This is a genomic window from Flavimarina sp. Hel_I_48 (assembly GCF_000733945.1).
GTDB lineage: Bacteria > Bacteroidota > Bacteroidia > Flavobacteriales > Flavobacteriaceae > Leeuwenhoekiella.
In genome coordinates, this window is the sequence record NZ_JPOL01000002.1 from 330,960 (window position 1) to 356,997 (window position 26,038).

At 38.5% G+C, this 26,038-nt stretch carries 28 protein-coding genes; 11 read left to right on the forward strand and 17 right to left on the reverse strand.

The genetic code is table 11. The annotated features are described in order from the left end of the window. Positions 1–256 precede the first annotated feature (256 nt). The 9 genes from P162_RS01715 to P162_RS01755 form a co-directional block, all read right to left on the reverse strand. On the reverse strand, positions 257–907 hold the full coding sequence (locus P162_RS01715; protein WP_031425463.1) for a c-type cytochrome: 651 nt from the start codon (positions 905–907) through the stop codon (positions 257–259). A 37-nt stretch (positions 908–944) separates the two neighbouring features. Beyond that, entirely contained in the window at positions 945–1,409 is a 465-nt protein-coding gene (locus tag P162_RS01720) for a (2Fe-2S)-binding protein (RefSeq protein ID WP_031425464.1), read from the reverse strand. Positions 1,410–1,525: 116 nt separating this feature from the next. Next, positions 1,526–2,371, reverse strand: a complete 846-nt coding sequence (locus P162_RS01725) for an aldo/keto reductase (protein WP_031425465.1) — start codon at positions 2,369–2,371, stop codon at positions 1,526–1,528. A gap of 7 nt (positions 2,372–2,378) precedes the next feature. Continuing rightward, a complete protein-coding gene (locus tag P162_RS01730) occupies positions 2,379–3,497 on the reverse strand; it encodes a carboxymuconolactone decarboxylase family protein (protein ID WP_035916746.1) in 1,119 nt (372 codons plus the stop codon). A 6-nt stretch (positions 3,498–3,503) separates the two neighbouring features. Continuing rightward, positions 3,504–4,118: a flavodoxin gene (locus tag P162_RS01735; protein WP_031425467.1), complete on the reverse strand. Its 615-nt coding sequence runs from the start codon at positions 4,116–4,118 to the stop codon at positions 3,504–3,506. A 29-nt stretch (positions 4,119–4,147) separates the two neighbouring features. After that, positions 4,148–5,794: a carboxylesterase/lipase family protein gene (locus P162_RS01740; RefSeq protein WP_031425468.1), complete on the reverse strand. Its 1,647-nt coding sequence runs from the start codon at positions 5,792–5,794 to the stop codon at positions 4,148–4,150. Positions 5,795–5,838: 44 nt separating this feature from the next. After that, on the reverse strand, positions 5,839–6,303 hold the full coding sequence (locus P162_RS01745) for a nuclear transport factor 2 family protein (protein WP_051907731.1): 465 nt from the start codon (positions 6,301–6,303) through the stop codon (positions 5,839–5,841). Between the two features lie 11 nt (positions 6,304–6,314). Beyond that, positions 6,315–6,770, reverse strand: a complete 456-nt coding sequence (locus tag P162_RS01750) for a nuclear transport factor 2 family protein (protein ID WP_241077718.1) — start codon at positions 6,768–6,770, stop codon at positions 6,315–6,317. A gap of 38 nt (positions 6,771–6,808) precedes the next feature. Further along, complete coding sequence (locus P162_RS01755; protein WP_031425471.1) at positions 6,809–7,792, reverse strand: aldo/keto reductase; 984 nt, start codon at positions 7,790–7,792, stop codon at positions 6,809–6,811. A gap of 163 nt (positions 7,793–7,955) precedes the next feature. Here P162_RS01755 and P162_RS01760 point away from each other — a divergent pair, with 163 nt between their 5' ends. Further along, a complete protein-coding gene (locus P162_RS01760) occupies positions 7,956–8,843 on the forward strand; it encodes a helix-turn-helix domain-containing protein (protein WP_031425472.1) in 888 nt (295 codons plus the stop codon). Between the two features lie 448 nt (positions 8,844–9,291). Beyond that, positions 9,292–10,320: a T9SS type A sorting domain-containing protein gene (locus P162_RS01765; RefSeq protein WP_164076177.1), complete on the forward strand. Its 1,029-nt coding sequence runs from the start codon at positions 9,292–9,294 to the stop codon at positions 10,318–10,320. Between the two features lie 529 nt (positions 10,321–10,849). Here the strand turns inward: P162_RS01765 and P162_RS01770 are convergent. Beyond that, complete coding sequence (locus tag P162_RS01770) at positions 10,850–11,380, reverse strand: NAD(P)H-dependent oxidoreductase (RefSeq protein ID WP_031425474.1); 531 nt, start codon at positions 11,378–11,380, stop codon at positions 10,850–10,852. 96 nt (positions 11,381–11,476) lie between these two features. Here P162_RS01770 and P162_RS01775 point away from each other — a divergent pair, with 96 nt between their 5' ends. Both P162_RS01775 and P162_RS01780 read left to right on the forward strand, forming a co-directional pair. Further along, on the forward strand, positions 11,477–11,848 hold the full coding sequence (locus P162_RS01775; protein WP_031425475.1) for a winged helix-turn-helix transcriptional regulator: 372 nt from the start codon (positions 11,477–11,479) through the stop codon (positions 11,846–11,848). A 601-nt stretch (positions 11,849–12,449) separates the two neighbouring features. Beyond that, complete coding sequence (locus P162_RS01780; RefSeq protein ID WP_031425476.1) at positions 12,450–13,433, forward strand: leucine-rich repeat domain-containing protein; 984 nt, start codon at positions 12,450–12,452, stop codon at positions 13,431–13,433. 452 nt (positions 13,434–13,885) lie between these two features. Here P162_RS01780 and P162_RS01785 read toward each other — a convergent pair whose 3' ends face one another. Next, the gene (locus tag P162_RS01785) at positions 13,886–14,323 is read right to left on the reverse strand and encodes a PepSY-like domain-containing protein (RefSeq protein WP_031425477.1); all 438 of its coding nucleotides are present in this window, start codon (positions 14,321–14,323) and stop codon (positions 13,886–13,888) included. 149 nt (positions 14,324–14,472) lie between these two features. Here P162_RS01785 and P162_RS01790 point away from each other — a divergent pair, with 149 nt between their 5' ends. From P162_RS01790 to P162_RS01805, 4 genes are all read left to right on the forward strand, one after another. Continuing rightward, on the forward strand, positions 14,473–15,144 hold the full coding sequence (locus P162_RS01790) for a response regulator transcription factor (RefSeq protein ID WP_031425478.1): 672 nt from the start codon (positions 14,473–14,475) through the stop codon (positions 15,142–15,144). 29 nt (positions 15,145–15,173) lie between these two features. Then, positions 15,174–16,424 carry a sensor histidine kinase gene (locus P162_RS01795; protein WP_206340673.1) on the forward strand — a complete coding sequence of 417 codons (1,251 nt, stop codon included), beginning with the start codon at positions 15,174–15,176 and terminating at the stop codon, positions 16,422–16,424. A 71-nt stretch (positions 16,425–16,495) separates the two neighbouring features. Next, entirely contained in the window at positions 16,496–17,347 is an 852-nt protein-coding gene (locus P162_RS01800) for an SdiA-regulated domain-containing protein (RefSeq protein ID WP_035916751.1), read from the forward strand. A gap of 51 nt (positions 17,348–17,398) precedes the next feature. Continuing rightward, the gene (locus P162_RS01805; protein ID WP_241077719.1) at positions 17,399–18,058 is read left to right on the forward strand and encodes a TVP38/TMEM64 family protein; all 660 of its coding nucleotides are present in this window, start codon (positions 17,399–17,401) and stop codon (positions 18,056–18,058) included. A 688-nt stretch (positions 18,059–18,746) separates the two neighbouring features. Here P162_RS01805 and P162_RS01810 read toward each other — a convergent pair. The 6 genes from P162_RS01810 to P162_RS17635 are packed head-to-tail and all read right to left on the reverse strand — an operon-like array spanning position 18,747 to position 21,921. Further along, a complete protein-coding gene (locus P162_RS01810) occupies positions 18,747–19,130 on the reverse strand; it encodes a hypothetical protein (protein WP_051907733.1) in 384 nt (127 codons plus the stop codon). 26 nt (positions 19,131–19,156) lie between these two features. Beyond that, positions 19,157–19,564, reverse strand: a complete 408-nt coding sequence (locus P162_RS01815) for a hypothetical protein (protein WP_164076180.1) — start codon at positions 19,562–19,564, stop codon at positions 19,157–19,159. Between the two features lie 27 nt (positions 19,565–19,591). Next, positions 19,592–20,008, reverse strand: a complete 417-nt coding sequence (locus P162_RS01820) for a GreA/GreB family elongation factor (RefSeq protein ID WP_031425484.1) — start codon at positions 20,006–20,008, stop codon at positions 19,592–19,594. A gap of 23 nt (positions 20,009–20,031) precedes the next feature. Beyond that, positions 20,032–21,345 (reverse strand): Glu/Leu/Phe/Val family dehydrogenase, encoded by a 1,314-nt coding sequence (locus P162_RS01825; protein WP_081868354.1) that lies wholly within the window; start codon positions 21,343–21,345, stop codon positions 20,032–20,034. 16 nt (positions 21,346–21,361) lie between these two features. Next, positions 21,362–21,736, reverse strand: a complete 375-nt coding sequence (locus tag P162_RS01830) for a hypothetical protein (RefSeq protein WP_051907734.1) — start codon at positions 21,734–21,736, stop codon at positions 21,362–21,364. An 11-nt stretch (positions 21,737–21,747) separates the two neighbouring features. Next, a complete protein-coding gene (locus P162_RS17635) occupies positions 21,748–21,921 on the reverse strand; it encodes a hypothetical protein (RefSeq protein ID WP_164076182.1) in 174 nt (57 codons plus the stop codon). A gap of 424 nt (positions 21,922–22,345) precedes the next feature. Here P162_RS17635 and P162_RS01835 point away from each other — a divergent pair, with 424 nt between their 5' ends. The 3 genes from P162_RS01835 (at position 22,346) to nhaA (ending at position 25,909) form a co-directional block, all read left to right on the forward strand. Beyond that, a complete protein-coding gene (locus P162_RS01835) occupies positions 22,346–22,990 on the forward strand; it encodes a hypothetical protein (RefSeq protein ID WP_031425487.1) in 645 nt (214 codons plus the stop codon). A gap of 933 nt (positions 22,991–23,923) precedes the next feature. Next, complete coding sequence (locus tag P162_RS01840; RefSeq protein WP_031425488.1) at positions 23,924–24,535, forward strand: hypothetical protein; 612 nt, start codon at positions 23,924–23,926, stop codon at positions 24,533–24,535. A gap of 69 nt (positions 24,536–24,604) precedes the next feature. Further along, the gene (gene nhaA, locus P162_RS01845) at positions 24,605–25,909 is read left to right on the forward strand and encodes a Na+/H+ antiporter NhaA (RefSeq protein WP_031425489.1); all 1,305 of its coding nucleotides are present in this window, start codon (positions 24,605–24,607) and stop codon (positions 25,907–25,909) included. Positions 25,910–26,038 lie beyond the last annotated feature (129 nt).

The window sequence follows — 26,038 nt, forward strand, 5'->3', positions numbered from 1 at the left end:
TATAAATTGATGCAATTAGCATCATGATAAATTTATTCCGGGTAGTCGGGGGAACAGCATCCCATCCTAAATTTGAAAATCAGGATTTTATAATATAAAATTCTGAAACAATCTCGATAGTTATCGAAACTAAGTGACTTAGTAGTCGCCTGAACTTATCCGATTTTCCATTCAAAACATTCGCTTTTGACCATGTATCAACACCGCGTTGCTGCTCTGTTTTACCAGATACTGTAAGAAAGTATGGGTAAGTCTACTATTCTGAAGCTTCCGGGGCGTAAGCGCCATTTTTGAGCCAGGTAATCCATAATTTCTTGAATTCCTTATGGCTCATTGGAGGTTTTGATAAACCTTCTGCCGGACGCCAGCCTGCTTTAACCAGCGTATCATCGGCATGTTCAATAAGTTCTTTGATGGATTTATTTCCATTCTTTGATTTATCAGTCAATTGTTTTGCGAGTTCAGGAGCTGATTTTCCTTCAAATACCATTTTCATATCTGCGGGTGGCAGGTGCCATTCCGGGTTTCCCGGGGGCGCATGCTCACCGGGCGAATTTTCGTTTTGATGACAGTTGGTACATTTCATTGCAAACATACCTTTCCCATCTTTCCCGCGCTGGGGAGACATACCGTGAAGATGACTGTCCTCGCCCTGTAAAGGTACATCCCCTTTGGGATGGCAGTTCAAACAACGAGGGTGCATCAGCACCGTGTACACTTTTTTAAAGGCTTCTTTAGAAGCAATGCTATCCTGTTGGCCCGCAGGAAGCATGACATATGTCGCTTCCTCATTTATATAACCTGTGCGGCTCATAGCTATCGTAATTCCGGCAACCAATAGGATAAAAAGAATGCCCAAAAAATTTCGGCTTTTTAAAAAGGAAGGTTTTGATGTGGTATTGCTCATGGTTTCTGTACTATGAAATTACTGTATAGCTTAACGATCAGGTACTACTCTTGTTGATTTCTGCGGCCCGGTGAATGGCTTTTCGGATTCTGGAATAGGTCCCACAACGGCAGATGTTACCGGACATGGAAATATCAATATCCGCATCGGTGGGATTGGGATTTTCCCGAAGCAGGACCGCGGCAGACATGATCTGGCCGCTGTGGCAATATCCGCACTGGGGAACGTCAATTTCGGTCCACGCTTGCTGTACGGGATGATCGTGGTTTTCCGCCAGCCCTTCGATGGTAACCACTTCCTTACCTTCTGCCCTTTTTACCTTGGTCACACAGGAACGGGCCCCCTGCCCATCCAAATGCACGACGCAGGCGCCGCACTGGGCCACCCCGCAGCCGTATTTAGTTCCCATTAGATCAAGATGATCACGCAGAACCCATAACAATGGAGTTTCAGGATCTACATCGACTTGCACTTGCTTATTATTTACGTTGAGTGAGATCATATATTTAAAATTATTGTGTTCTAAATTTAATCAAAATTATGCGGATCTTCATTGACTACAAGGCTAAAACCACTCAGAATGAAGGTCTGAGATTCAAATTTCAATTTTTAGAGTATTTATTTTGCGCGTTCCGAAAACCATTTAACACGGTCCGGGTCTCGATGATCAAAGAACTTTGTCTTTGAGGTGTTCATGCCTTTAATCGTGAGCATTTCCTCCCGGGTCAGTTCAAAGTCAAAGACATTGATATTTTCCTTTATCCGTGATGGTGTAACGGACTTTGGGATAACCACGATATTGCGCTGTATCATCCAACGTAAGGCAACCTGAGCAACCGATTTACCGTATTTCTTTCCGATCTCTGAAAGGGTGCCGTTAGTAAAAAAGTCGCTTTGCCCTTCCGCAAAAGGCGCCCATGATTCATGCTGAACCTTGTTTTCCTTCAGGATTTTATGATCTTCCTCGCGTTGATAATAGACGTGCGTTTCAATCTGGTTAACAGCAGGAACCACATTATTGAAACTGATTAAATCAACAATCCTGTCGGGGAAAAAATTGCTCACGCCAATTGCTTTGGCCTTGCCTTCTTTATAAATATTTTCCAAAGCTCTCCACGATCCATATATATCGTTAAAGGGCTGATGCAGTAAATAAAGGTCCAAATAGTCCAATTGTAATTTTTCAATTGATATTTGAAAGGCTTTTTTTGCCTTTTCCTCACCATAATCCGATATCCAGAGCTTTGTGGTGATAAAAAGCTCTTCCCTGGGAATTCCACTTTCCTTTATGGCCTCGCCCACCGCATTCTCATTTTGATAGGCCTGCGCCGTATCAATACTTCTATATCCCGCTTCAAGGGCAGTTAAAACACTTTTTTTACATTCATTGTAATCTGGTATTTGATATACGCCATAACCCAGGATGGGCATTTCCACTCCATTATTCAGTTTAACACTTTTCATTGCTCTTTTATTTATCGTTATATTCTTTATCGGTAACTTCTTCCATCCACTGGGTGGGTCCATCACTTCTACTGGTAATGGCAATTTGTACAAATCTTTCATCAGGGGAAGCGCCATGCCAGTGCGGTGTATTTGCAGGGCACTTGGTGACTTCGCCTTTTCGTAAAATTTTCTTTTCCTTACCTTTTTCCTGATAAAAACCCGATCCTGAGAGCGCCAGGATGATCTGCCCGTTAGGATGTTGATGCCAGAATGTGCGTGCTCCGGGTTCAAAAGTGACCACGCCTGCCGAATTCTTATTGACTTCGTCTGCCGTGACGAGCATATTGAGCCATGCGTTTCCGGTGAAGGCCGGATTTTCAATTCTTTCTCCACGTGGATACAATTGCTCCTTATCATAATCATCCGTGTTCTTTTCGGCGGGTTCTCCCGAAATAAGGGCGGCGACTATTGCTCTTCCCTCAAGAGCGGTTTTTTCATCTATTTCAGTTTCAACAATATCTGAGATCTGAAAAATCTGCGGTTCCGTAACTCCCAGGCGCATGGCAATTTTGATATGACCGGTGGCCATGGGTGCCAGATCACCCAGGGTCAAAAGAGCAGCTACCGTTGCAATTTCACGTTCTTTAAAAGATAAAACCCCACGTTTAAATATATCGGCAAATAAGTGCTCTTTCAGAAAAACTTCAATAACAGGAACGGTCTTGGCATATCCTGCGGTCGGCCGGTCTTCAACTCCGGTCAATTCGGCCAGTACTTCTTTACCTATTTCGTACTTGTTGCCCGTTTTTAAAGAGATGGGTTCTTCGCCTGTTGGGTCTTCAATCCCACGATCTTCTCTATCGCTCAGCACATCCCTCAGGGTGTTAATGGCCATAAGGCTGCGTGGAAAGCCACAGTAGGCATACAGATGAACCAGCTCTTCTTTAACCTTATTAATGGTGAGCCCGTTATCCAGCCCTTCCTGCAGCGCCGCTTCTAAGGTTTCAAGATCCCCTTTCGCGGTAGCTGCGGCTATTTGGGCAATGCTATATTCAGAAGGGTTCAGTTGCTCTGTTTGCGCATCCAGTTGATAATTGAAACCTACCAATAGCAGTATTAAAGCTGTATTTTTTATCCACTTCATAATCTTCTATTTTAGGATTTTAATTGCTCTTAACCAATCTTCCACCTGTAATGAAACCTTTTGCTCACGGTCACCCTTTATCGCCAGAAGCACCCCTTGCTTTTCATAACCTCCTTCTACTGAAAATTCTTTTAGAATCTCACTGTTAAGGCATAGAGAACGAAGTTGCGCTAAAGATTGACCCAAACCATAACCGGCATTGGTATTGAAGGGGATGACCGTTTTCCCTGAAAGGTTATTTTCATTTAAAAAACTCTTCATGGGTGGCGGTAGCTGCATATCCCAGGTGGGGAAACCTATAAAAACCGTATCGTAATTTTCCAGATTTTTGATTTTGGTCTTTAATGGTGGAAGAAATCCATCTTCGTTTTCCTGATCTACCTGTGAAACAATTTTTTGATAATTTTCAGGATAAGGGTTTTCCTTTTCCAAAGCTACCAGTTTTCCACCCGTTTTCCGCTGAATCATTTCGGCGACGGTCTTTGTATTTTCAGTGCGCGATAAATACACGATCAATATTTTGTCCGGATCAGGAATAACCACAGACCCAGCATTAGCTTCCTTAGTATTTGAGGCATCGCAACTTGATAACATCAGGATAAAAGCGAGTAATTTTGTCATGTTAATTCTCTTTCAAAATCGAGGTTCTATTAAATCCCCCTTAATTGCAACTGATTTCTCAGTTCGGAAACCTTTTTAATGAGATCCAACCGCGCTTTTCTGGGATCTTTTTTACCTACTGCAGTACCATCAGGTTCAATATCAAGGATTTCGGTCTTCTTAAGGGTGAAAACAGGCCATTTTGGTAATCCTTTGCCATTAGGATCGCCGGTTTTGGCAAAGTTCACCCAATACTTATGCAGCGTTTCAGCAACTTTTTTATCCTTAGGGGTTGTCTCTGGGTTACCCCAACGGTCATCGAGATTATTGAAGACATAGGCTACTTCAGAACCATGGCCCGCACCATAGGGCATTCTTTCCTTCATGGGATCTGGTACAAATCCGAACTGATATATATAAACCGGAGCTCCTTCTTCAACAAAAGCCTTGGCAGTAAATCGGCCTGGTTCTGCCCATACCCAGTCTGTATTGAATTTTGTAATGACTTCCGCAAATTCCTTGCTTCCATCAGGGTCATACGCTTGTTGCGCTTCCTCCTTGAAGTCCCCAAACAAAGCAAATAATTCTTCTTTTGAATTACTATTATTTACAAAACCACCTCCTATTTCTGCACTATTTGAGCCGATTATCAATGGGATATCGGCCTGTTTTCCGGAATTGTAAGCGCTTTCTGCCGTTTCTATCATCAGCTTACCGTCAAGGATGGGCCCTGAATATATGCGCGGGCCACCATCGCCATCGGTTTCCTGCCCGCCATCCACAATCTCCTCAACACTTAAAGCGCGAAGTTTAGCGAGTGCCGCGGCATCAGTTCCGGCAATGCCATGCTTTTTTGCAAAATTAATCCCGATGGTTTCGGCAGAAACAGGATAGAAGGGATCCGCGTTTTCTTCCCGTATTGGCCTTCCCGTTAGCACACCGTCACGGCCTCCACCAGATTCACTGATCGCTTTTTGAAAAAGTCCTTTTGTACTTGGTATCGTCATGAGCGAATGTACCGATACACCCCCTGCGGAAAACCCAAAGATAGTTACATTTTCTGGATCACCCCCAAAGGCTGCAACGTTTTCATGTACCCACTCAAGGGCTGCAATCTGATCCATAAAGGCATAGCTACCTTTTTCTTCGTCAGGATGTTCTTCACTCAATGCAGGAAATGCAAAATGACCCAAACGCCCCAAACGATAATTAATGGTGATTAAAATGATTCCATCCTTGGCAAATTCATTTCCTAATACTCCCGGATCAGCGCCACTGCCTCCCGTAAAACCCCCGCCATGAATCCAGACCATAACCGGTAATTCCGCATTTTTTTCAGCATCTTTAGGCCTCCACAGATTAAGGTAGAGGCAATCTTCTGAAGAGCCTTCGCTTATCGTGCCGGGAGCCCCACCCCAACCAGATTGGGCACAGTTCGCACCATATTGTGTAGCATCCAGTTCTCCTTCCCACGGAGTGACGGGCTGTGGTGGTCTCCAACGAAACTCACCCATGGGGGGAGCGGCAAATGGAATTCCCTTAAAGCTATCGACCTCCTCAGAAGATAATCCACGGATTATTCCCAAAGAGGTTTCTACCTTAGGAGCTTGGGCAGAAGCCAAATTATCTCCTGCCTGTTGCGCGTGTATCGTTAAACCAATACAAAGAACCAGTGCGGAAAAAAGTATTTTTTTCATATATTAGTTATTAGAAACAATATTTATCACTAGACTTTTAAATCCTAATGCTCTCCCGGTCCCCCTGTAAGCTGATTTACGAAGGATAGGTTTGCCAGTTTCCAACTCGTATCTTCTTTTACATAAACCTCTGTAACTATAAAATCATGAGAAACCTCATTTCCCCCAACAACGGCCAGTAGCGTGATAGTACTCAAAACAATCGCTGTATTTTCTATGATATCTGCCGAAACCTTATGAATATCGGCTTTTTTGTACCAAATACCGCCAGTTTTTATGATCTGAACTTCCTGTTCTTTACCCCAGCTGCCGCCCATGTGCACAAACTGCGCTTTATCATGGAATAATTCGGCAAGTTTATCAGCCTCCTTATCGGCCATCCACTGCCACTTTTTAGCGGAAAGATCCTTTATTTCGTTTTCCGTTTCGGTATCCTGAGCATTGATCTGACCACTGATCATAACTATAAAAATTGCGCATAAACCTTTGATGATTTTTGAATATCTCATGTTTTTATATTTTAATGTACAATTTCATGGGTGTCCCTGACACTGCTGAAGGTAAGATCTAAAAGCTTCCAGGAATCACTTTGCTTTTGATAGATTTCAGTAACGGTAAATTCTGTTGTTACGTCACTTCCCCTAACAAAAGCGGTAAGGGTAATGCGGTTCCAAAGGATCGCGGTGTCGCCAAAGGTCTTTACCAGCACATCATGCACGTCGGCTTTTTTGTACCAGATACTTCCCGATTTTATAATCTCCAGTTCACGTTCTTTGCACCAGGTGCCGCTCATATGTACAAATCTGGAATCAGCATCAAATAATTCATCCAGCTTTTCCACATTCTTATCGGCCATCCATTGCCATTTTTGACCGGAAAGTTCTTTTATTTGGTCTTCTACCGCAGTTTCCTGCGCGTAGTTAAATTGGCTTAGAATGACTAGAAAAAGCCCTATAATCTGTGTTTTTATCTTCATTTTTATTTATTTAAAATTTTATGGAATTTATAGTTTGATTACTTCCCTACCATATTTTGCATACGCTCAGGATATCGGGCTCCCTGCACATCAATCTGCTTTAAAGCCTGCTCGATGTTCTTTAAATCTTCCATGCTCAGGGTGATGGCAGCGCTTCCTATATTCTCGTTTAAGCGGTGCAGTTTTGTGGTTCCGGGAATGGGAACGATAAATGGTTTTTGATGAAGCAGCCAGGCCAAAGCGATCTGCGCCGAAGTGGCTTCTTTTTCTTCGGCAATTTTTCCCAGTAGTTGAACCAGCGCCTGGTTGGCTTTTCGGTTTTCCTCGTTAAATCGCGGCACGATGTTCCTGAAATCATTTTCGGAAAACTCTGTTTTCTCATCAATTTTGCCGGTTAAAAAACCCTTGCCCAGCGGACTAAAAGGTACCAGGCCAATGCCCAGTTCTTCCAGTGTGGGAATAATTTCATTTTCGGGTTCGCGCCACCACAGGGAATATTCGCTCTGCAGGGCCGTTACCGGCTGTACCGCGTGTGCTTTCCTAAGGGACTGTACTCCGGCTTCAGAGAGTCCAAAATGTTTAACTTTGCCTTCCTGAATCAAATCTTTTACCGTTCCCGCTACATCTTCCATGGGAACATTAGGGTCAACGCGGTGTTGATAGAACAGATCGATTGCTTCGGTATTAAGTCTTTTCAATGATTCTTCCGCAACTTTGCGAATACGCCCGGGACGGCTATCTGTACCTTTCCCGGGTTCACCTTCTTTAAAGCCGAATTTAGTTGCAACTATTACATTATTTCTGAATGGCGCAAGTGCTTCGCCCAACAATTTTTCGTTTTCAAAAGGCCCGTAGGCTTCGGCAGAATCAAAAAAGGTTACTCCTTTATCATAGGCTTCCCGTATAAGTTTTATGGCTGCCTTTTTCTCCGTTGCAGGCCCGTAGCCAAAACTCAAACCCATGCAACCCAGCCCAAGTGCCGAAACTTCAAGCCTGTTGTTCCCTAATATTCTCTTTTCCATTACGTTTTGATTTTATTGGATATACAAATTTCCGGTAATACCATTAGGTATATAGGATACATTTTACGGAGATACTTACCATTTTTACTGATTTGCCCTTTTGCTGTAAATTTCTAATAATCTGAATGGTATCTTTGTTTTTAGAAAAACGAAGCACCCCATTATGGAAGAGATACTTAAGGTAGAAACCATCGCACAGTACAATAAATTGAAGGCTGTTGAAACCAGGCATCCGTTAATAAGCTATTTTGATAGTGCAACCGCCAGGCCTTTGCACAACGGCAAATTCAATTTTAATTTTTACGCCATATTTTTAAAGGGTGTGGATTGTGGTCAACTGCAATACGGCAGAAACCTTTATGATTATGAGGCCGGCACTATGGTTTTCATGGGACCCGGCCAGGTTGTGGGTATCAAGAGCCAGGGTGATTACAACCCAAAAGGTAACGCACTGATATTTCATGCCGATTTTATAAAAGGCACCGATCTAGCGAGTAAAATACACCGGTACTCCTTTTTTAGCTATGAACTGAACGAGGCCCTGCACCTTTCGGAAAAAGAACAACAACTTATCAGGGAAATTTTTGCCAAAATAGATCACGAACTCGATCACGCGATCGATAAACACAGTAAAACCATCATTGCCAATAATATAGAATTACTGCTCAATTATTGCGAACGCTTCTACGACCGGCAGTTTATTACGCGTGAAAATCTAAACAGCGGAGCACTCTCTAAATTTGAAACTTTGCTCAATGCTTATTTTCAATCTGAACAACCACAGAAAAATGGTTTGCCCAGCGTGGCCTATTTTGCGGAGAAACTAAACCTATCCCCTAATTATTTTGGGGATCTGGTAAAAAAGGAAACCGGTAAATCCGCCATGGAAAATATTCACTTAAAACTGATCGAAGTTGCGAAGGAGCGTATTTTCAATACTGATAAATCCATCAGTCAGATTTCATATGAACTGGGTTTTAAATACCCACAGCATTTTAATAGGATATTTAAGAAAACTACCGGCTTTACCCCTCTTCAGTATAGGGCTTAGTGAGTTAATTATATTGTATTTTGAATACCCCTAGTTTAATTAAACTAAGATAGTCATTGATAGGTTGTTGAACAGGCAGGGAGATATCCTAGAAGTAGGTAGGAAAACCCTGGTTTGTTTGAACTATCCACCAGGCTCAAATAGGATTTTTTTAATCGTTTTCCCAAAAAGGCAAATTGCTTTATCTTCAAGTAAATTTTCTGGAAGAACACCCAAATTTCTTTTACCATACCTCCCATTAAACATTTCCATATCCGGCAGGATATTATTTTAAAAATCCTGTATTCCTCTGAACGAATTTTGAGAGATAAAAATATAGTAGGCGTTAATATAAAATTATTAAATTGGTCAACGTAAAAAATTAACGCGCCTGTACTTACATCCTGACGTTGTAACACATAAAATTTAAATGAAAAAAACTTTATATATAGTATCACTGATTTTATTGTTGGCAGGATCTATAAATGCACAAACTCTTGTATCAGATTCCTTTGCCGGAGAATTGCCGGTCTCAATCGAGGTTGTTGAAAATGACATGTATGTATCCACCTTTAATTCGCAGAAACTATATAGATTCAGTCTTGATGACGTTAATCATATTGAGACGGTCTCAAATTTTGATGGTCCGGTTTGGAAAATCAGATATGACCCCTCAAATAATGATTTTTATTGCATTGTCCTGGAAAATCCCAATTCACTTTCCTCAGTTGATCTGGATCAAACTATTCCGATAGCCCCAGTGAACGTCGAGATTGTTACCGGGCCAGATGGTATTGCCATCGACAATGATATGGTATATGTTTCAGATTTGAATAATATCTACAAAATGGATATAGCCACTGGAAATTACTCCCTGTTATATAATGAAGAAGATGGCAAAGTTCGCAATCCGGCAATCTACAATGGCGAACTTTACTATCAGGTTCAGGACGGCAATAGCAATGAGATCTACAAAATAGATGTTTCTTCGGAAAATCCCACCAAAATACTTGTCAGCAGCACAAATACAAATGGAATTTTACAATCCTCCCTGGTCGTGGAGAACTTTTTGTATCTAGGGTTTGAAAGCCTAGATAAGATACTAAGGATAGATCTGTCGGACACCGACCTTCCTCTAACACCATCCATTGTTAATGACAATCCTGGTGCCGGGGTAATTGGATTGGCGAATAAAGACGATACGTTATATTATCTAACGGGAAAACAATCGATATATCAGTTTACCGATAAAGTTTTAAGTTCCGAGGAATCCACTTTTGGCAAAGAGGGTATATATCCGATCCCTTCAAAGAACACCATCTTTCATAAGGGCAATTCGGATTACATATCCTATGAGATTTATTCTATGCAGGGAACCCTGGTTGGATCAGGAAATTATACAAAATCCATTGACATTGGGCAATTGGCGGATGGAATGTACTTTTTGAAGTTCAAATCAGAAACTGGATTTCAAAAGTTCAGATTTATCAAGAATTGAAAAAATAACTTTTTGGATTCCCCACAGCGAACTGGATTTTGAAAATATAATTTTCCAGCCCATAAATGAACATTGAAGGAAATTATGTTGAAGACGAAATTCGGGTATTTTAACCCAGGTTTTCTTGAACTTTAGAAGGTTTAATTTTCATTATTTCTAATCTTTCAGGCTTTCCCTAAAATTGTCCAGACAGAGTCTGGACAGTCTAGATTCCTATTAGTTAAAAAAATCAGGTTTTCTTCGACTATCCCCTAGGATCAAAAGAGGTTTTTTTGATCGTTTTCGTCAAAAGCATTAATATTCTACTTTAATTACATTTTCTCAAGTGTCATCAAAATTTTAGTTTCCGATAGCTATTGTTGAACATTTTAAAAATGCCTTACCACAAGATATAAATACAATAAGCGCGCTGGCAGATTCCTGCGGAATCAGGTGCATTCTTGCAATGCTGCAGATTTAATATGATACTGCGTAATCTGACGCTTACTGCGTTCAAACATCACTTTATATTTAATGTTGAAAATGAAACCTACAAAGCATTGATAAAACAGAGATATTTCAAAGCGCTTTCTTCAATAAGTTCTCTTGGTGCGTCTGAATCAGATCCATAATTTACGAAATATGGACGATAATTAGCTTTTACATATTTAAAGGTAAGTTCAAACGGAAATAATACTTCTCTTAAAGAATGCCCGTAATTACCCTTTATTGAATAATTTTCCTTAGTTGCTCCTGCGATTATAGCTAGACCTATTTTCTTATTTTCTAGTTTATAATCACTTTTACTCCCAAAAGCCCATCCATGACTTAAAACTTCGTCAAACCATTTTTTTAGAAGTGGTGGAGAACTAAACCAATACAAGGGAAATTGAAAAATGATTTTACTATATTTTTCCAGTAATCTTTGCTCTGCCAATACATTGATTTTTTCATCTGGGTAAATTTTATATAGTTGATGAATAACAAATTGATCTGGATATTTTTCTAATTCTTCAATCCATCTTTTATTAGTTATTGAATTTTCTATATCTGGATGAGTCAGAATAACCAAGGTTTTCATAATTGTAATCTTTAAATTTCGGGTACAAAAATAAACTCCTATTTTTAGTTATTTGAGTCGACAACCAATTGTAGGGTACTAACAAAAATGTAAGTAATGTCTAAAATCAAGGAAACGTCCACCAACTTTGCCAACAAACAAGCTTTATCTAAAGAATGCCTAGAAGTTTATTCTACAAATATCATTGGTGGGCAATGGTCACTACCGATTTGCTATGCGTTGTTAAGTGGTAAATTACGATTTGGAGAGATAAAAAAGGTTTTACCGAACATAACAGAAAGAATGCTTACGTTGGAACTAAAAAAATTAGAGAAAAATGAAGTTTTGACCCGCAATATTTATGCAGAAGTTCCACCTCGTGTTGAATATGAATTAACGACCATTGGGTATGAGTTAAAACCTATAATTAAAGAACTTGAAAACTGGGGTGAAAAACATAAAAAATATTGTAAAAGTACTAATGTATAGTCGGGTATATGGCTGTGAGCGTAAACTTACGGTGCACCCCTGACACCAAAGTACGGGTCTCTTATAGCACGGTTCGTAAACCATCACACGAAAGCCGATTAGAGCCTAGCTCTAATTAACATTGAAAAAAGTCGCTTCCGCAATACTAGGTTTATTTAAATCCAGGTTTTCTTGAACTAACCTCCAGACTCATAAAAGGTTTGTCTGAACGTTTTCCGGCAAAAGCATCTCGATTTAACCTTAAGTAATTTTCCCAAGCCCTACCAAAGTTCATTTTCGCATACCTATGATTAAACATTTCCGGATAGCCTTTACAGGGTCATTTTAGGATTTCAGCTCTTTAATCAAATAGACGTCTTTAAATTTATTGAAGAAGGATTCTGCATAATGAAACTAATAATCAATTGCTCCCGCGCTTCCATCAATGAATATTCTATCCTAAAAACTCAAATGCCTTTTAATTGCTGAAATGAAACTCTTTATTTGTAGATTGAATAGAAGAGCTATATAATGGATGATAGACAAATACTATTCTAAAAATGGAAGACTATAAATACTGTTATATCATCTCATAACACACGTTAATAAATAAAAGATCTAAATGATTGATATAGAAAAAATAAAAGATAAAAACCTGCGGAAATTGATTAGTGAATCGGGCCAGGACAGACTTGAATCGATAATCGAACTAAACGGTCGAAACCGAGCAATAAAGGAACTGGACGGAATAGAATACTTGGTAAACTTACGTAAGTTACATTTAGGCAGAAACTCAATTGAGGATATAGCGCCTCTCAAAAATCTTGATCATTTAACTGGATTATTTTTAGAGAAGAATAAAATAAGGGATGCTTCACCTCTCAAAAACCTTAAAAAATTACCCGCCCTCGATTTAAGTCATAATTATTTGACCAGCATTGAGGACGTCTTTACTCCTGAGCATAAAATAACGTGGCTCAATGCCAGCCATAATTATTTGAAAACAATGGACTGTATAAGAACTTGTGCGTTTCTGACAAATCTGAATTTAAGTGGGAATAATATTGAAGAAATTGGCGGACTGAATAACCATGCTCGATTGAGAGTATTAACGCTATCAGATAACAATTTATCTGGTAATTTATTGATCAAGAGTTTTACCAGTTTAACAGCACTTGATTTGTCAAAAAATAATATTTCTTCAATAGATATAGATTGTGTACACGAGAACCTAAACACATTGAACTTATCAAGCAATCTTATTCAAGACTTTAAATTTCTTAAGGAGACACCCGCTTTGTTGTCCCTAAACCTAAATGAAAATCGTGTATATAATTTGTCGGGAATCAAAAATTTGGCTCATCTCAAAGTATTGTATCTGTGGCATGTGGGGATTGAGGATCTAAACGGAATAGAAAACCTGAACAGGTTAGAAGAGTTGGGATTGGCAGATAATAATATTAAAGATATTAGGCCTGTAGCTACATTGAACAACCTTAGACTTCTGTTTTTAGGAGGCAATAATTCATTGACAGAAAAAGAATTTAGTGCGCTGTCGGAAAAAGTATCTGAAGATTTTAGAAAACCAGATTGGAAAGTAAATTAAAGGATTTATTCAAAACTTTAGAATAGGATCTCAAAATAAGAAGTAAACTAACATTATAAATAGCATAATTTCTTTAATATAAATTCAAGGGCAACGTATAATCCAAAAAAAATTTATAGAGATTAAGAAAATTCGCTCTGGTATACTTTAACCCAGGTTTGTTTGAACTATCTATCAGGCTCAAAAGAGATTTTTTTGATCGCTCTACACCAAAAGCATTTTGCTTCAACTTTAGGTGAATTTTCCAAAACCCCCACACAAAGTTCATTTCCCATACCTATAATTGAAGATTTCGGGCAAAGGGTTTATTTTAGGGTTTAAGACATTGGTTTCTTTGAACTTTCATGAAGTTCATTTACCCATTAAATATCCCTTCATTGAAAAAATACATAACCTAAAAAAAGCGAGTATTGAAAGACTTCCATACTCGCTTGATTTTTAATGAGATCAAATTATGACCGTTCACTTATGAATGTTCCATCTTCGGCAATTATTACCTTTTTGTCTTTCTGGAACCATTTCTCAAGTTCTACTTCATAGGTTTTCTGTCCGTTTTCTTCGGTCATTTCTACTTCATCAATTTTGTATTTTGGATACTTCGTTTTGGCGGTAGTTTTTACAGCTGTGGGTAAATCCCTTTCTGTCATTTCCATTTCGGCCTTTAAAATATTCCCATCCTTTGAATACCAGATTTCATTGTCCATTTTATCCACGTCAAATTCAACCTTGTAATTTCCTCCTTCCATTTCCCACTCCACATCGGTAGCATTGGGATATGTTTCCTGAAAACTTCTGTTTAAAGTTGTTGGTACCTGGTCTGTCATCAAATCCTGTGCACTTACTGTTGCAGTAACAATCAATGCCACTGCGGATAATCTCAATTTTTTCATGATACTATATTTTTTAATTTGACGTAAAGTAAAGGGATAAATCTGTAGTCAATTGGAAAAGCCATTAATGCCCTGCATTTTTTTAAAAACATAAAATTCCCAACTTTTTATAGATTTCAATTATATTATTGTTTAAAACAAATGCTGAGATGAAAATACTTATCATAGAGGATGTCCCTGAAATGCTGATCAACATGAAGAATAGTTTGGAACGAGAACATTATATTGTGGAAGCGGCCTCAGATTTTAAAACTGCCGGTGACAAAATAAGTATTTACGAGTATGACTGCATTTTGCTGGATATTGGACTGCCAGATGGAAATGGCCTAGAACTCCTCAAAAAACTTAAAAGTGAGGGCAAGAATGAGGGCGTAATTATCGTTTCGGCCAAAGATTCATTAGATGACCGCCTGGCCGGACTGGACCTTGGTGCAGATGATTACTTGCCAAAGCCCTTCCATATGGCCGAGCTACATGCAAGGGTGAAAGCAGTTTTACGGCGCCGCAACTTTGCCGGCGGTACCGTGGTCGAAATTGGTAACTTAATGATTAACCCGGAAAACAGGACCGTTAAAATGGCAGATGAAGAAATTATACTCAATAGAAAAGAGTATGATATTTTAATGTACCTAACGACCAATAAAACGCGTCTGGTAACCAAGACAGCACTTGCAGAACATGTGTGGGGAGACCATATAGACCAAACCGATAGTTTTGATTTTATTTACTCTCAAATCAAAAATTTGCGTAAAAAACTAAAAAAATCAAACATAAACGTGGAAGCTGTATATGGCGTGGGGTATAAACTAGATGTGGTATAATGCGGTTGCTCAATTACACTTCAAAATATGTGGCAATACTGCTCTTGCCCCTTATTACAGGCTGGGCGGTACTGTTTTATTTCGCAATGCTTGATGAAATTTACGATAGTTTGGATGACGGTCTGGAAAATCAGAAATTCCTAATGTTACAGCGTATTGAGAATGACCCCACCATACTCAAACAAAATGATTCAAAATTTGAAAAACACGTTTATAATTTTACGCCCATATCCAAAGCGGGCTATCTGGATTTTAAGGAGAGTTATCGCGATACCTTAATGTATATGCTCAATGAGAGAGATTACGAGCCGGTTCGCATATTCGAAAGTGCTATTGCATATGGTGATGATCACTACAAATTGAAAATTGTTACTTCCATGGTAGAAGAGGATGATCTGGTAGAGGATATGGTTCTGTATCTGCTTTGCCTATATCTACTATTAGTATTCAGTATCTTATTTATGAATAACTTATTGCTGCGAAAAATTTGGCAACCCTTTTATGACCTGATCACACAATTGAGGGATTTCCGCATCGAGAAGCATACATCCCTACACATCCCAAATTCTAATATAGAAGAATTTAATTTGCTCAACTCTACTGTAGATAGACTCATTAGAAAATCTACTGACAAATATGTGGCCCAAAAGGAATTTATTGAAAACGCATCCCATGAATTACAGACCCCGCTGGCCGTTAGCATCAACAAATTGGAACTTTTTCTAGAGAACAATGATTTGAGGGAAAACCAACTTAAAGATCTCTCAACCATCATGGACAGTTTGGGCAAGTTAACAAGGCTGAACAAATCACTTTTATTGCTTTCAAAAATAGAAAACAGGCAATTTGAAAAAGAAGAAATCATTGATCTTACAAAACTCACCCTGGATATTGCAGCGGATTTTAAGGATCTTGCTGCTCATAAAAAGATGAAGATAAACGTGGATTCAGGGACTGCTTTAGAATACACAATTAATGTGGACCTCGCTATAATTCTGCTAACAAACCTTATTAAAAATGCGTTGGTGCATGGAAAGAGAAAAGAACAGATCCATGTTGAAATAAAATCAAATTTTTGGGAAATAAGGAATTTCGGTGCACTTAAAGAACTTGATAGATCTTCCCTTTTTACCCGATTTAAACATACGAGCAATCATAAAAACTCTACAGGGCTTGGACTGTCCATTTCTATGGCCATTGCCCAGAGATATGGAGTAGAACTCACGTATACTTTTCAAGGCATGCATACCTTCAGGTTACAATTTCCCGATAGCCCTTGAATTCACTGTTCCATTACTGTTTCCATATTCTTTACAGATTTGAAAGTGATATTTACCCTAAACAATATATTATGAAGGGTATTAAAATAATTTCCATCACGACGTTAACGGCTGTGGTGATTATAACCGCTTTTACATTTAAGGGTAAAGGCAACAAAATGCCCCAGGAAACCCAGAATGACTATACCATACATAATTCCTGGCAGCTCCCCGAAATTTTGAACGAGGTGAGCGGTATCGTCTGGCTTTCGGAGGAAACTATGGCATGTGTACAAGATGAAGATGGGGTGATATTTATATATGACCTAAAAGATAAAAAAATCACCAATAAAATAAAATTTGCAGGCCCTGGTGATTACGAAGGTATTGCAGTTCGCAATAACAATGTCTATGTTATGCGTAGCGACGGGACTATTTTTGAGGTCGAGAACTTCAGGACCAAAAAGATAAAGGTTAAAAAAATTGAAACACGCTTTACATCAAAAAACAATATTGAAACCCTGACATTGGATCCAAAGACAAATGACTTGTTGATCGCACCAAAGGATAGGGATTTCGAGGACGGTTTTAAAGGTATCTACCGCGTTTCGATAGATGGTCATGAAACCGATGCCCAGCCATTCATAAAAATTTACATGAATGATGCTGCTTTTACCAGCCATCAAAAAAAGAAAATATATAAAACATTTAGGCCTTCAGAGGTTGCAGTTCACCCTAAAACGGGAGAATATTATCTATTGGAAGGGAAAGATCCAAAACTGGTAATACTTGATGCAGATGGGGCTATCAAGACCGTCCACAAGCTCGATAAGGATACCTTCGCCCAGCCCGAAGGGATTACATTCGACCCAGATGGCACATTATATATTTCTAACGAATCTGGGGATAATGAAGCAACTATTTTACAAGTAAGTTTTAAATAATGACAGAGAGAAATGGAGAAAAGTAGATTACCGCTTTACTTTAGTATTCTATTGATACTTGGCATTGTGGGGTGTTACTTTTTTATACCGACCATAAGGGAATTTATGGACACAGCTTGGTCAGTTTTAACAAGTGATGATGAGCAGCATATCCAGGAATGGGTTTCGGGATTTGGATGGTTAGGCCCTATTCTTTTGATATTGGCAATGGTAGTACAGATGTTTTTAATAGTCATACCCACTATTGCCCTGATGGTCGTTTCTATTTTGGCGTATGGGCCCATATGGGGAAGTGTTATAGTTCTAATGGCTGTTTTTGCTGCTTCCTCTGTAGGATATTTTATTGGCCGATATTTGGGTAAAAACTTCATCACAAAATTATTGGGGGAAAAGACAGAAAATAAAATCACAAAATTTATAGAAAGCTATGGCTCCTGGGCAGTTATCATAACAAGGCTCAACCCATTGTTATCAAATGATGCCATAAGTTTTATAGCTGGGTTGTTAAAAATGGGGTATTGGAAGTTCATAGGGGCAACAATGGTAGGTATTTTACCCCTTACAGTATTCATAGCAATTTTAGGCAAATATACAGAACAGTTAAAAACGGGACTTTTATGGGGATCTATTTTGAGCTTGTCAATATTTATTTGCTATGTTTTATTGAAAAAATATATAATAATTGCTGATGACCATAGTTTAATTGAATAGTTGATTGAAATTACAATGAATGGAGTTTCAAGTTTTGGGATGAATACCATGGAAATTGAATGGTCGGTCTCGATGGATAAAATTCAGCCGCGTAAAACTGTATCAAACATTCATTGGGAACAACCTATACATTTGTAATGAACACACAAACTGAACATCATCCGGCTTCACTGTCAAACCTAAAGCTCATTTCCCATACTATATTATTGGACATTATAAGATATCCATTAAAAATTATGTTAGGGTATTTGTCTTTTATCTAAGCAGATATCAAAATTTGATCCTATCAATGAATATATAGCAGCAGCATAATTAATAAATTATGTTATCAACATATTACCTCTATTTGAGGTCAATTACATGAAAAGGCACAATAACAAATTCAACAAAAAAAGGCAAAATATAAAAATAATGACCGCTATAATTATCTGTAAATAAAATTTAAGGTCGTTCATAACTTGTTCATTAAAAGATTTCCTCGTTTCCTGGGTAACAGAAGGGCATATTTATATTATTCCTCTATGAAAATTATATGGATCTTTTTGAATGTCTTCAATAAATATGGGGGGATAGGCAATAACCATATAAGTAGGAAAATGATCACAAGGTTAGAAAAGACTATTAAATTATAAAATTTTCGATCATCAATAATACCTCGTATTCAATACCACATTCAATTGATCTTTTCTTATATCAATAGTTTACCGAGCACTTTTATCTTAAAACTCGCATAAGCGCTTAAGTGTCCCATATGTTTTGCCCTATACCTTTCATGGATTTTGACCCACTCCGAGTGATGGCCACCACGACCGTATTCCATTTCAGTTTTTATGTCCTGTTGATATTTACAGAGATCTGCCACTGTAAGGGTGTTCGCCCTTCGCCAGGCCAGTAGGTCATATCTTATTCTATCATCCCTCAAAACATGTTTTTCGATCAGTAATAGCATCCCCAATTCATGGTTCAAACCCTCAAGTCCCTCTATCCAATCATCGGCTTCGGCCATGTCCTTTTGAAAAAGCCTTATCTCAAGTTCCCTGATCCTGACATTCAGTTCTCTGATTGCTGACAATGTGCTGTGTTGATTTTATGTTATATCTAATTCAATGTGTGACCCACATTTTGACTGGCGGAAACCACAGTGAAAAAATCCTCCTTCAACCTATCGTATTTCTCCAGGTTATAGTGGTAGAGCATCCTGAAATCCCTATGCCGTTTGCCATAATATTGATCGCACTGCAGGTCCTCGCATTCCAGTATTTTGCCTGCCTCGTTTTTATATCTGTAAAGCGCGTCCAATTGTGAGCGGTTCTCCTTTTTCTTGTCCATCAGCTTTTGATAAAGCAGGTTTTTTTCACTACATATACCACTGATTATCTCAAGCATACTATCGATATCACATTCTATGGAACCCAGATGCTTCAGCCATCCCTCCAGTTCCATCATTTTATTCTTTTGCAGTTTCTCATGCTCAGAATCGTGATCATACATCCGTACCGTTGACATATCATATAATTTAATTTGATTATTTATTTAAATCAGGATCGAGGAGGCCGTTGGGGTGCCGGACTGTTTCACCTTCACAATGGAGAGTTCCTTGGTCCCATTGGGAAATTCCCATTTTAAGTGATCACCGGTGGAATATCCTATGAGCACCATTCCCATAAGGGACATAATGGAAATCTTATCGCTCTTGGTATCCCTCTCGGAGGGTATTACCAATTGAATGGTCCTGTTCCATTCCCCTGCCTTAATTGTAACCGTACTGTTGAAGCGTACCACATCGGATGGCACGTCCTGCTCATCCACGATAAGGGCCCCGGATAGTTCCTCATTTAGCCTTTTCACGGCATTTTTTTCAACCATATCTCTATGTGGTGCAGCCAGGTTCATCAGCCTTTTTAATAGAACATATTCCTTTTTTTCAAGGATCAAACTTCCGTATTTCATTTTAATAAGGGTAAAGTGAATTATTATGGGAAAATCCCCCGTTGTACATAGGCTTTTTCTATACGCTCAATGGCGATTATATATGCAGCGGTGCGCATATCTATGTTGCGCTCCTCTGCCGCCCTTAGGACATTATGAAAACTGGCACCCAGTTTTGTTTCCAGCTTTTCCATGACTTCTTCAAGTTTCCAGAGTTCACCATTTCGGTTTTGCAACCATTCAAAATAACTTGTGATCACGCCGCCCGAATTACACAGTATATCCGGGATAATGGCCACCCCTCTATTTAAAAGTATCTTTTCACCTTCCACATTGGTAGGACCATTTGCACCCTCGGCAATGAGAATGGCTTTGATGGAGGGGGCATTATCTTGAGTGATCTGGTTGCCCAGCGCAGCTGGGATTATAATGTCGCAATCAAGACCAAAGAAGTCATCTTTATCAATCTGGTTCGCTTCCGGATAGTTTTGCACGCTTCCTTCGTTGGCTTTGATGTGACCATATAGGGTTTCCACATCGATCCCGGTACTGGTATATATACTGGCAAACGCATCCTGCACCCCAACCATCACCGCTCCTGCTTTTTCCATAAAAAGTGCGGCCCAATAGCCTACATTGCCAAAACCCTGAACGATGAAACGTTTACCTGTTATATCTATATTTTTTTCTTCCATCCATAACTTTATACAAAGGAACACACCGTAACCTGTGGCACGGTCCCTCCCTTCCAGTCCGCCTGAGCCCACAGGTTTTCCAGTCACCACATGTTGATAGGTAGAACGTTCAGACGGGCTTTTCGTAGACATATAAGTATCTGCTATCCAGGCCATGGTCTGCGCATTGGTGTTTACATCTGGTGCCGGTATATCGTGCTCTGGCCCTATATTTTCGCCCAGGGCGTAGGTAAAACGTCTTGTTATACGTTCAAGTTCAGACTGCGTATAAAGTTTAGGATTGATTTTTATCCCCCCTTTGGCACCGCCATATGGTAACCCAGCCAATGACGTTTTCCAGGTCATCCACATGGCGAGTGCCCTCGCTGCATCTATATCCACCGTGTCATGATAGCGCAGCCCTCCTTTATAAGGGCCAAGAGCATTATTATGTTGCACGCGATACCCAGTAAATATTTCGACATCCCCATTATCCCGCTTAGCAGGAAAGTGAATAATAAGTTCATTGTTGGTCACCGCAAGGATCTTGCGTATATTGGGATTGAGATTTATGTGATCAGCGGCGGTATTGAACTGTTCCATCACATTTTCAACCATTCCGGTAGCATTTTTCTTTGGTTCTGGATGATTTTTCAACTTTCTGTTCATTTCTTTTAATTCCATTGCTAATAAATTTGGTTTAAATGTCGTCCGTTAGTTTAACCTCTCCTGTTTCCAACGCTTTATCAAGATCAATAGAGATTGTTTTTAGCGTATTGAAGAATTTTTTACCATCTTTTCTTTTTACGCGAACCTCCGTTTTACAATTTTCTGTTATTGTTACCTCCGTTACTTTAATTTTCTCTCCACTTAATTTGTTGAAGTTCTTTATGCCGCCACGCTTTTTTAGAAAATTAGCTCTCGGGAGATTGATATATTTGTAAGAATGAGCGGAGGGCTTTGCGATCTCTAGCTCATCTCCAGAATATATTTTTATAGCTTGGTCGCAATCTCTGTTTTCTTGCGCATTTAAGCCCGACAGTGAAAGCCCCCCAATAATCAGATATTTTATCATTGTCTTGGTTTTTAATCGTTAATAACATCTATCTCAATGTGCTGAGCCATACCCGTGCTCCGTTGTAACAGATTGTCACAATTGCTGTAATCACTGCACGACCAGACCTTATCTTTTTGATCGGTAAGCACACAATACCGAATATGAACACAATCTCTGCATATACTGAAGGAAGTTGCTTTCATTGTTTCTGTTTTTACTTTTTTCTATATAGGCAATACAGATGCCAAGTGATAGATCCCAGTTTGGCATTATAACTTAACCCCCCTAATTTCAATGGTTTGTTAAATAATCTCACCACATAAAGCTTAAAGTAAAATGGATAGATAATACCCGGCTGGGTATTATCTATCCATTTTAAATCTAATTATTTAAGATATGAGATAAAGTTAGGAATCTGTATGGAAATATACTTGAACCTTGAAGTCCATGAGCGATCGAAACCGGGTGATGCCCATACATGGACGGTTATTAACAGGTCAAAACCCTCGAATGTTGGAAAGATTTTTATATCCTAACGATTTAATAAAATCTTTGATTTGATATTTATTTTGGTAGAAGTTTTGCAATGTATTACTCGAGATGTAAAGTGTCTAATAAAAAAAATATATGGCCACAATTACTTTAGCAAAACGATTAAATGTCATTCTTGCCATTTCAATGATCTTCCTGCTAATCCTGGTGACTAACCGGATAGATATAAAATATTCCCGTGATATACAACATTATATAAAAGAAGTCTACAATGACCGTATAAAAGTACAGGGGTATATTTTTTCCATCTCCACCATACTCTCTAGTAAAAGGCTCGCTCTAATAAGTAAACAAATAAAGCAGCGGAGCGCTGAAGAAAATGAAAGAATAGATTTGCTCCTTTCACATTTCGAGGCGACCAAACTAACGGTTGAGGAGAAAAAATACTTTGAAAGTTTGCAAGTTAATTTTGATAAATTGATTGAACTGGAAGTCATGAGCAGTCCCCTAAAAGAAAATCAGGAACTTTTGAGAAATAAAATTTCAAAAACTTTGGGACTAATGGATACTGCCCTATTAAAACTTTCGGAGATACAGATCCAAGAAAGTAAGGAGTTGACCAATGATGCACATAAATCATTGAGCATGAGCGCCACTATTTCTAATTTAGAAATTGGCTTTATCATTATTATTGGTATTGCCATCCAGTTTATCCTCTTCTATAAAATAAAAAAAGCTCCGCGATCAGATTATTTTGAAAAAAACCATTTAAAAAATTGAAAATCTTCAAAATCGAAATGATAAAAAGGGAATTAGTATAAGTTTTGTATAGTATGTAGTGAATGAACAACCCACGTATATCTTCGAACTGAATTATCTCCAAATGAATTCTTGATATTGTGCATGTTTCGAAGGATTTTCCGGAAGTCCGAAGTATATCGGCAACCTTGGTTTCATAGTTTCCCTTTGGCCAGAGGATTTTTCTAATGTACGTAAGCTTTATTTCCTGTAAGGTAACGAATGCTCCTTGCGGAAAATCTATTGAATACTTGAGCTTATCAGGCAACTGTGCAACGGTGATCGTTTTATCGCACATGATAACTGACCGACTGAATTACATTTTCATGTTCCCTATATTTCCCAGTCAATTTAGGGATATTCTCTTTTGGATAGAGATATGGAAATATCTCTATTTTCACTATGGTAAGAGAATAAAAAGATCCTCACTAACTAATCCCTTCTTTATCATCCCTTACAGGTTACCATTGGCAGCTGCGACAAATCGCAGATCTAACTTTTCCGGCTTCTGGGAACCCATGCGCACCACCTCTATTTACCGAAGCAAACGTAACCACCTGGATTGCACTATTAGGGCACATTCCCTATATCATCCAAGTTCATATGCCCTTTCAAGAATCTTGAAATTATCAATAGTTTTCCCGTGCTTTTGCCTTTGAATTAAATCTGGTAGAAAGTACAGTGTTTTGAAATTGTTAATTTCTATATATGATGGAAGAAATAAAATATCCGAAGTTCTATATTGGTTAAAATATTACCAACTGGATATTTATTATCCAGTTAAAAATACCATGGAAAACATAATAAACCTATAAAAAGCTGTTTCATAACTATTTAAGAAAAAACCTATTTTTCGGTAAGATATTTGAAATCAGAATTCTGAGAAATGATAAGCCGTGACCAAATAATTTCATTATGCCCAAGAAAACTACCATTGCGAAACGTATCAATACCCTACTTGCAATTTCAATTGTCTTTTTGCTTATACTCTGGACAAACCGCATCGATCAAAAACATTTTGATATTGCCCAAAATTCTGTGAACGAAGTTTATAACGATCGTATGGTGGTACAGGATTATATATTTTCCATATCTAATGTCCTGTTCGAAAAAAAAATGGGTTTAAGCGACAGTTTGAGCAAAGGGATACAGCATGAAGAAAATAAGGTCATCCAAGATTATATTTCTGATTTTCGGTCAACCAAATTAACCATTAGTGAAGGACAGCACCTAGAGCAATTGGAGACGGATTTCGAACGGTTGGTAAGTTTGGAAAACAAACATATTGCCTCTGATGGACCCAGATCTTTGATTAAAAATAAAATTCATGAAACCTTAGAGAGTATGCATTCCCATCTGTTGAACCTTTCAGAAATTCAACTTAAGGAGAGTAAAAACTTGATAGATAGTGCACAGAAGTCCTTAGATACAAGTTCACTCCTGTCACATATAGAAATTGCTTTTTTGATAATTACCGGTATTGCCGTACAGTTCATCATCTTCTATCGAGTAAAAAAGACCTCCTAATCATCATTAAAAATTAATGGCTTCTCACAATCGAGCATTAAAATTTCAATCAATTATCTATATAATAGCATGATTAAAAAAATTACAGGTAAATCATTATTACAGAAATTTGTTCAAATAGAAAGTTGGGGTGGCATATTATTGATCCTAACAACCCTAATTGCCCTATTTTGGGCGAATTCGCCCTTTTCCGAACATTATGAGAACCTGTGGAATTATAACTTAGGGGTTAGACTGGAGGGGTTCGAGCTTAATAAGCCGCTCCTTTTATGGATCAATGATGGGTTGATGACAATTTTCTTCTTTTTGATAGGTCTTGAGATCAAGCGGGAAGTACTAATAGGAGAACTGAATACTTTAAAGAAATTATCTTTCCCGCTCTTTGGGGCTCTTGGCGGCATGTTAATACCTGTTGCATTTTTCCTTGTATTAAATCAAAATGATGATACATTTAAGGGTTGGGGCATACCAATGGCGACTGATATAGCGTTCTCCCTGGCAATCCTAAACGCTCTGGGCAGTAGGGTACCCTTAAGCCTAAAAGTATTCTTGACCGCCTTTGCAATTGTAGATGATCTGGGTGCTGTTCTCGTTATTGCCGCTTTTTATAGCGGGTCAGTTAATCTTGCAATGATCGCATGGGCCTTTGGACTACTTTTTTTCTTATACTTCCTTTCCTATAAAGGGTACTTCTCTAAATTCATAATGATATCGCTTGGCGTCGTCATATGGATTTTATTCCTAAAATCTGGTGTTCATCCTACCCTAGCAGGGGTATTACTTGCTTTTTCAGTGCCCATTGGACAAAATATTAACACCTCTGAATTTTTAGAAAACCTTACTACCATTACCTCAAATATAAAAAATGCTGTTATCTCCCAAAAACCTATCTTAAGCAGTGAGCAAATTCAACAAATAGAAGACTTACAAGATTGGACCGAACGTTATCAATCACCATTACAAAATATGGAACACAGCCTTCATGGATGGGTCGCCTATTTGATAATCCCACTATTTGCGCTGGCCAATGCGGGGATAAATATTATTAGCACTACAAATATGGATACTGGACTTATTTTAAACATTGTCATATGTCTGGTACTAGGTAAGAGTATTGGTGTGACAACAACGGTATTTCTTGCCAAAAAACTGGGCCTTACTGAAATACCGGAAGATATTTCAATGTCGCACATAATAGGGGCTTCTTTTCTGGCGGGTATAGGGTTTACTATGGCCATATTTGTTTCCAATTTAGCGTTCGATGGTGATGTGATCTTTAACCTATCTTCAAAAATGGGTATTCTTATAGGATCATTTGTAGCAGCAGCTATTGGTTATCTCGTATTGAGGTTCAATCGAACTAAAGATATTTAGCGTTTTGTAAACCTGATTCGCAGCTGTACTAATTATAAAATAAGATTTTACCCTGAGAAGGCTTATTAATATATTAATTGAAAGCATTTAGAAAATTACATGCCACAATATCTACAATTTGAATATTAG

Bases quoted from the DNA above. Each gene is read 5' to 3' on its own strand.
- P162_RS01755 (WP_031425471.1), bottom strand. From the start codon at position 7,792: ATGGAAAAGAGAATATTAGGGAACAACAGGCTTGAAGTTTCGGCACTT.
- P162_RS01725 (WP_031425465.1), bottom strand. From the start codon at position 2,371: ATGAAAAGTGTTAAACTGAATAATGGAGTGGAAATGCCCATCCTGGGT.
- P162_RS01785 (WP_031425477.1), bottom strand. From the start codon at position 14,323: ATGAAAAAATTGAGATTATCCGCAGTGGCATTGATTGTTACTGCAACA.
- P162_RS01800 (WP_035916751.1), top strand. From the start codon at position 16,496: ATGAAGGGTATTAAAATAATTTCCATCACGACGTTAACGGCTGTGGTG.
- P162_RS01750 (WP_241077718.1), bottom strand. From the start codon at position 6,770: ATGAAGATAAAAACACAGATTATAGGGCTTTTTCTAGTCATTCTAAGC.
- P162_RS01720 (WP_031425464.1), bottom strand. From the start codon at position 1,409: ATGATCTCACTCAACGTAAATAATAAGCAAGTGCAAGTCGATGTAGAT.
- P162_RS01790 (WP_031425478.1), top strand. From the start codon at position 14,473: ATGAAAATACTTATCATAGAGGATGTCCCTGAAATGCTGATCAACATG.
- P162_RS01815 (WP_164076180.1), bottom strand. From the start codon at position 19,564: ATGTCAACGGTACGGATGTATGATCACGATTCTGAGCATGAGAAACTG.
- P162_RS01840 (WP_031425488.1), top strand. From the start codon at position 23,924: ATGCCCAAGAAAACTACCATTGCGAAACGTATCAATACCCTACTTGCA.
- P162_RS01820 (WP_031425484.1), bottom strand. From the start codon at position 20,008: ATGAAATACGGAAGTTTGATCCTTGAAAAAAAGGAATATGTTCTATTA.
- P162_RS01735 (WP_031425467.1), bottom strand. From the start codon at position 4,118: ATGACAAAATTACTCGCTTTTATCCTGATGTTATCAAGTTGCGATGCC.
- P162_RS01730 (WP_035916746.1), bottom strand. From the start codon at position 3,497: ATGAAGTGGATAAAAAATACAGCTTTAATACTGCTATTGGTAGGTTTC.
- P162_RS01825 (WP_081868354.1), bottom strand. From the start codon at position 21,345: ATGGAATTAAAAGAAATGAACAGAAAGTTGAAAAATCATCCAGAACCA.
- P162_RS01715 (WP_031425463.1), bottom strand. From the start codon at position 907: ATGAGCAATACCACATCAAAACCTTCCTTTTTAAAAAGCCGAAATTTT.
- P162_RS01835 (WP_031425487.1), top strand. From the start codon at position 22,346: ATGGCCACAATTACTTTAGCAAAACGATTAAATGTCATTCTTGCCATT.
- P162_RS17635 (WP_164076182.1), bottom strand. From the start codon at position 21,921: ATGAAAGCAACTTCCTTCAGTATATGCAGAGATTGTGTTCATATTCGG.
- P162_RS01760 (WP_031425472.1), top strand. From the start codon at position 7,956: ATGGAAGAGATACTTAAGGTAGAAACCATCGCACAGTACAATAAATTG.
- nhaA (WP_031425489.1), top strand. From the start codon at position 24,605: ATGATTAAAAAAATTACAGGTAAATCATTATTACAGAAATTTGTTCAA.
- P162_RS01780 (WP_031425476.1), top strand. From the start codon at position 12,450: ATGATTGATATAGAAAAAATAAAAGATAAAAACCTGCGGAAATTGATT.
- P162_RS01775 (WP_031425475.1), top strand. From the start codon at position 11,477: ATGTCTAAAATCAAGGAAACGTCCACCAACTTTGCCAACAAACAAGCT.
- P162_RS01745 (WP_051907731.1), bottom strand. From the start codon at position 6,303: ATGAGATATTCAAAAATCATCAAAGGTTTATGCGCAATTTTTATAGTT.
- P162_RS01770 (WP_031425474.1), bottom strand. From the start codon at position 11,380: ATGAAAACCTTGGTTATTCTGACTCATCCAGATATAGAAAATTCAATA.
- P162_RS01740 (WP_031425468.1), bottom strand. From the start codon at position 5,794: ATGAAAAAAATACTTTTTTCCGCACTGGTTCTTTGTATTGGTTTAACG.
- P162_RS01830 (WP_051907734.1), bottom strand. From the start codon at position 21,736: ATGATAAAATATCTGATTATTGGGGGGCTTTCACTGTCGGGCTTAAAT.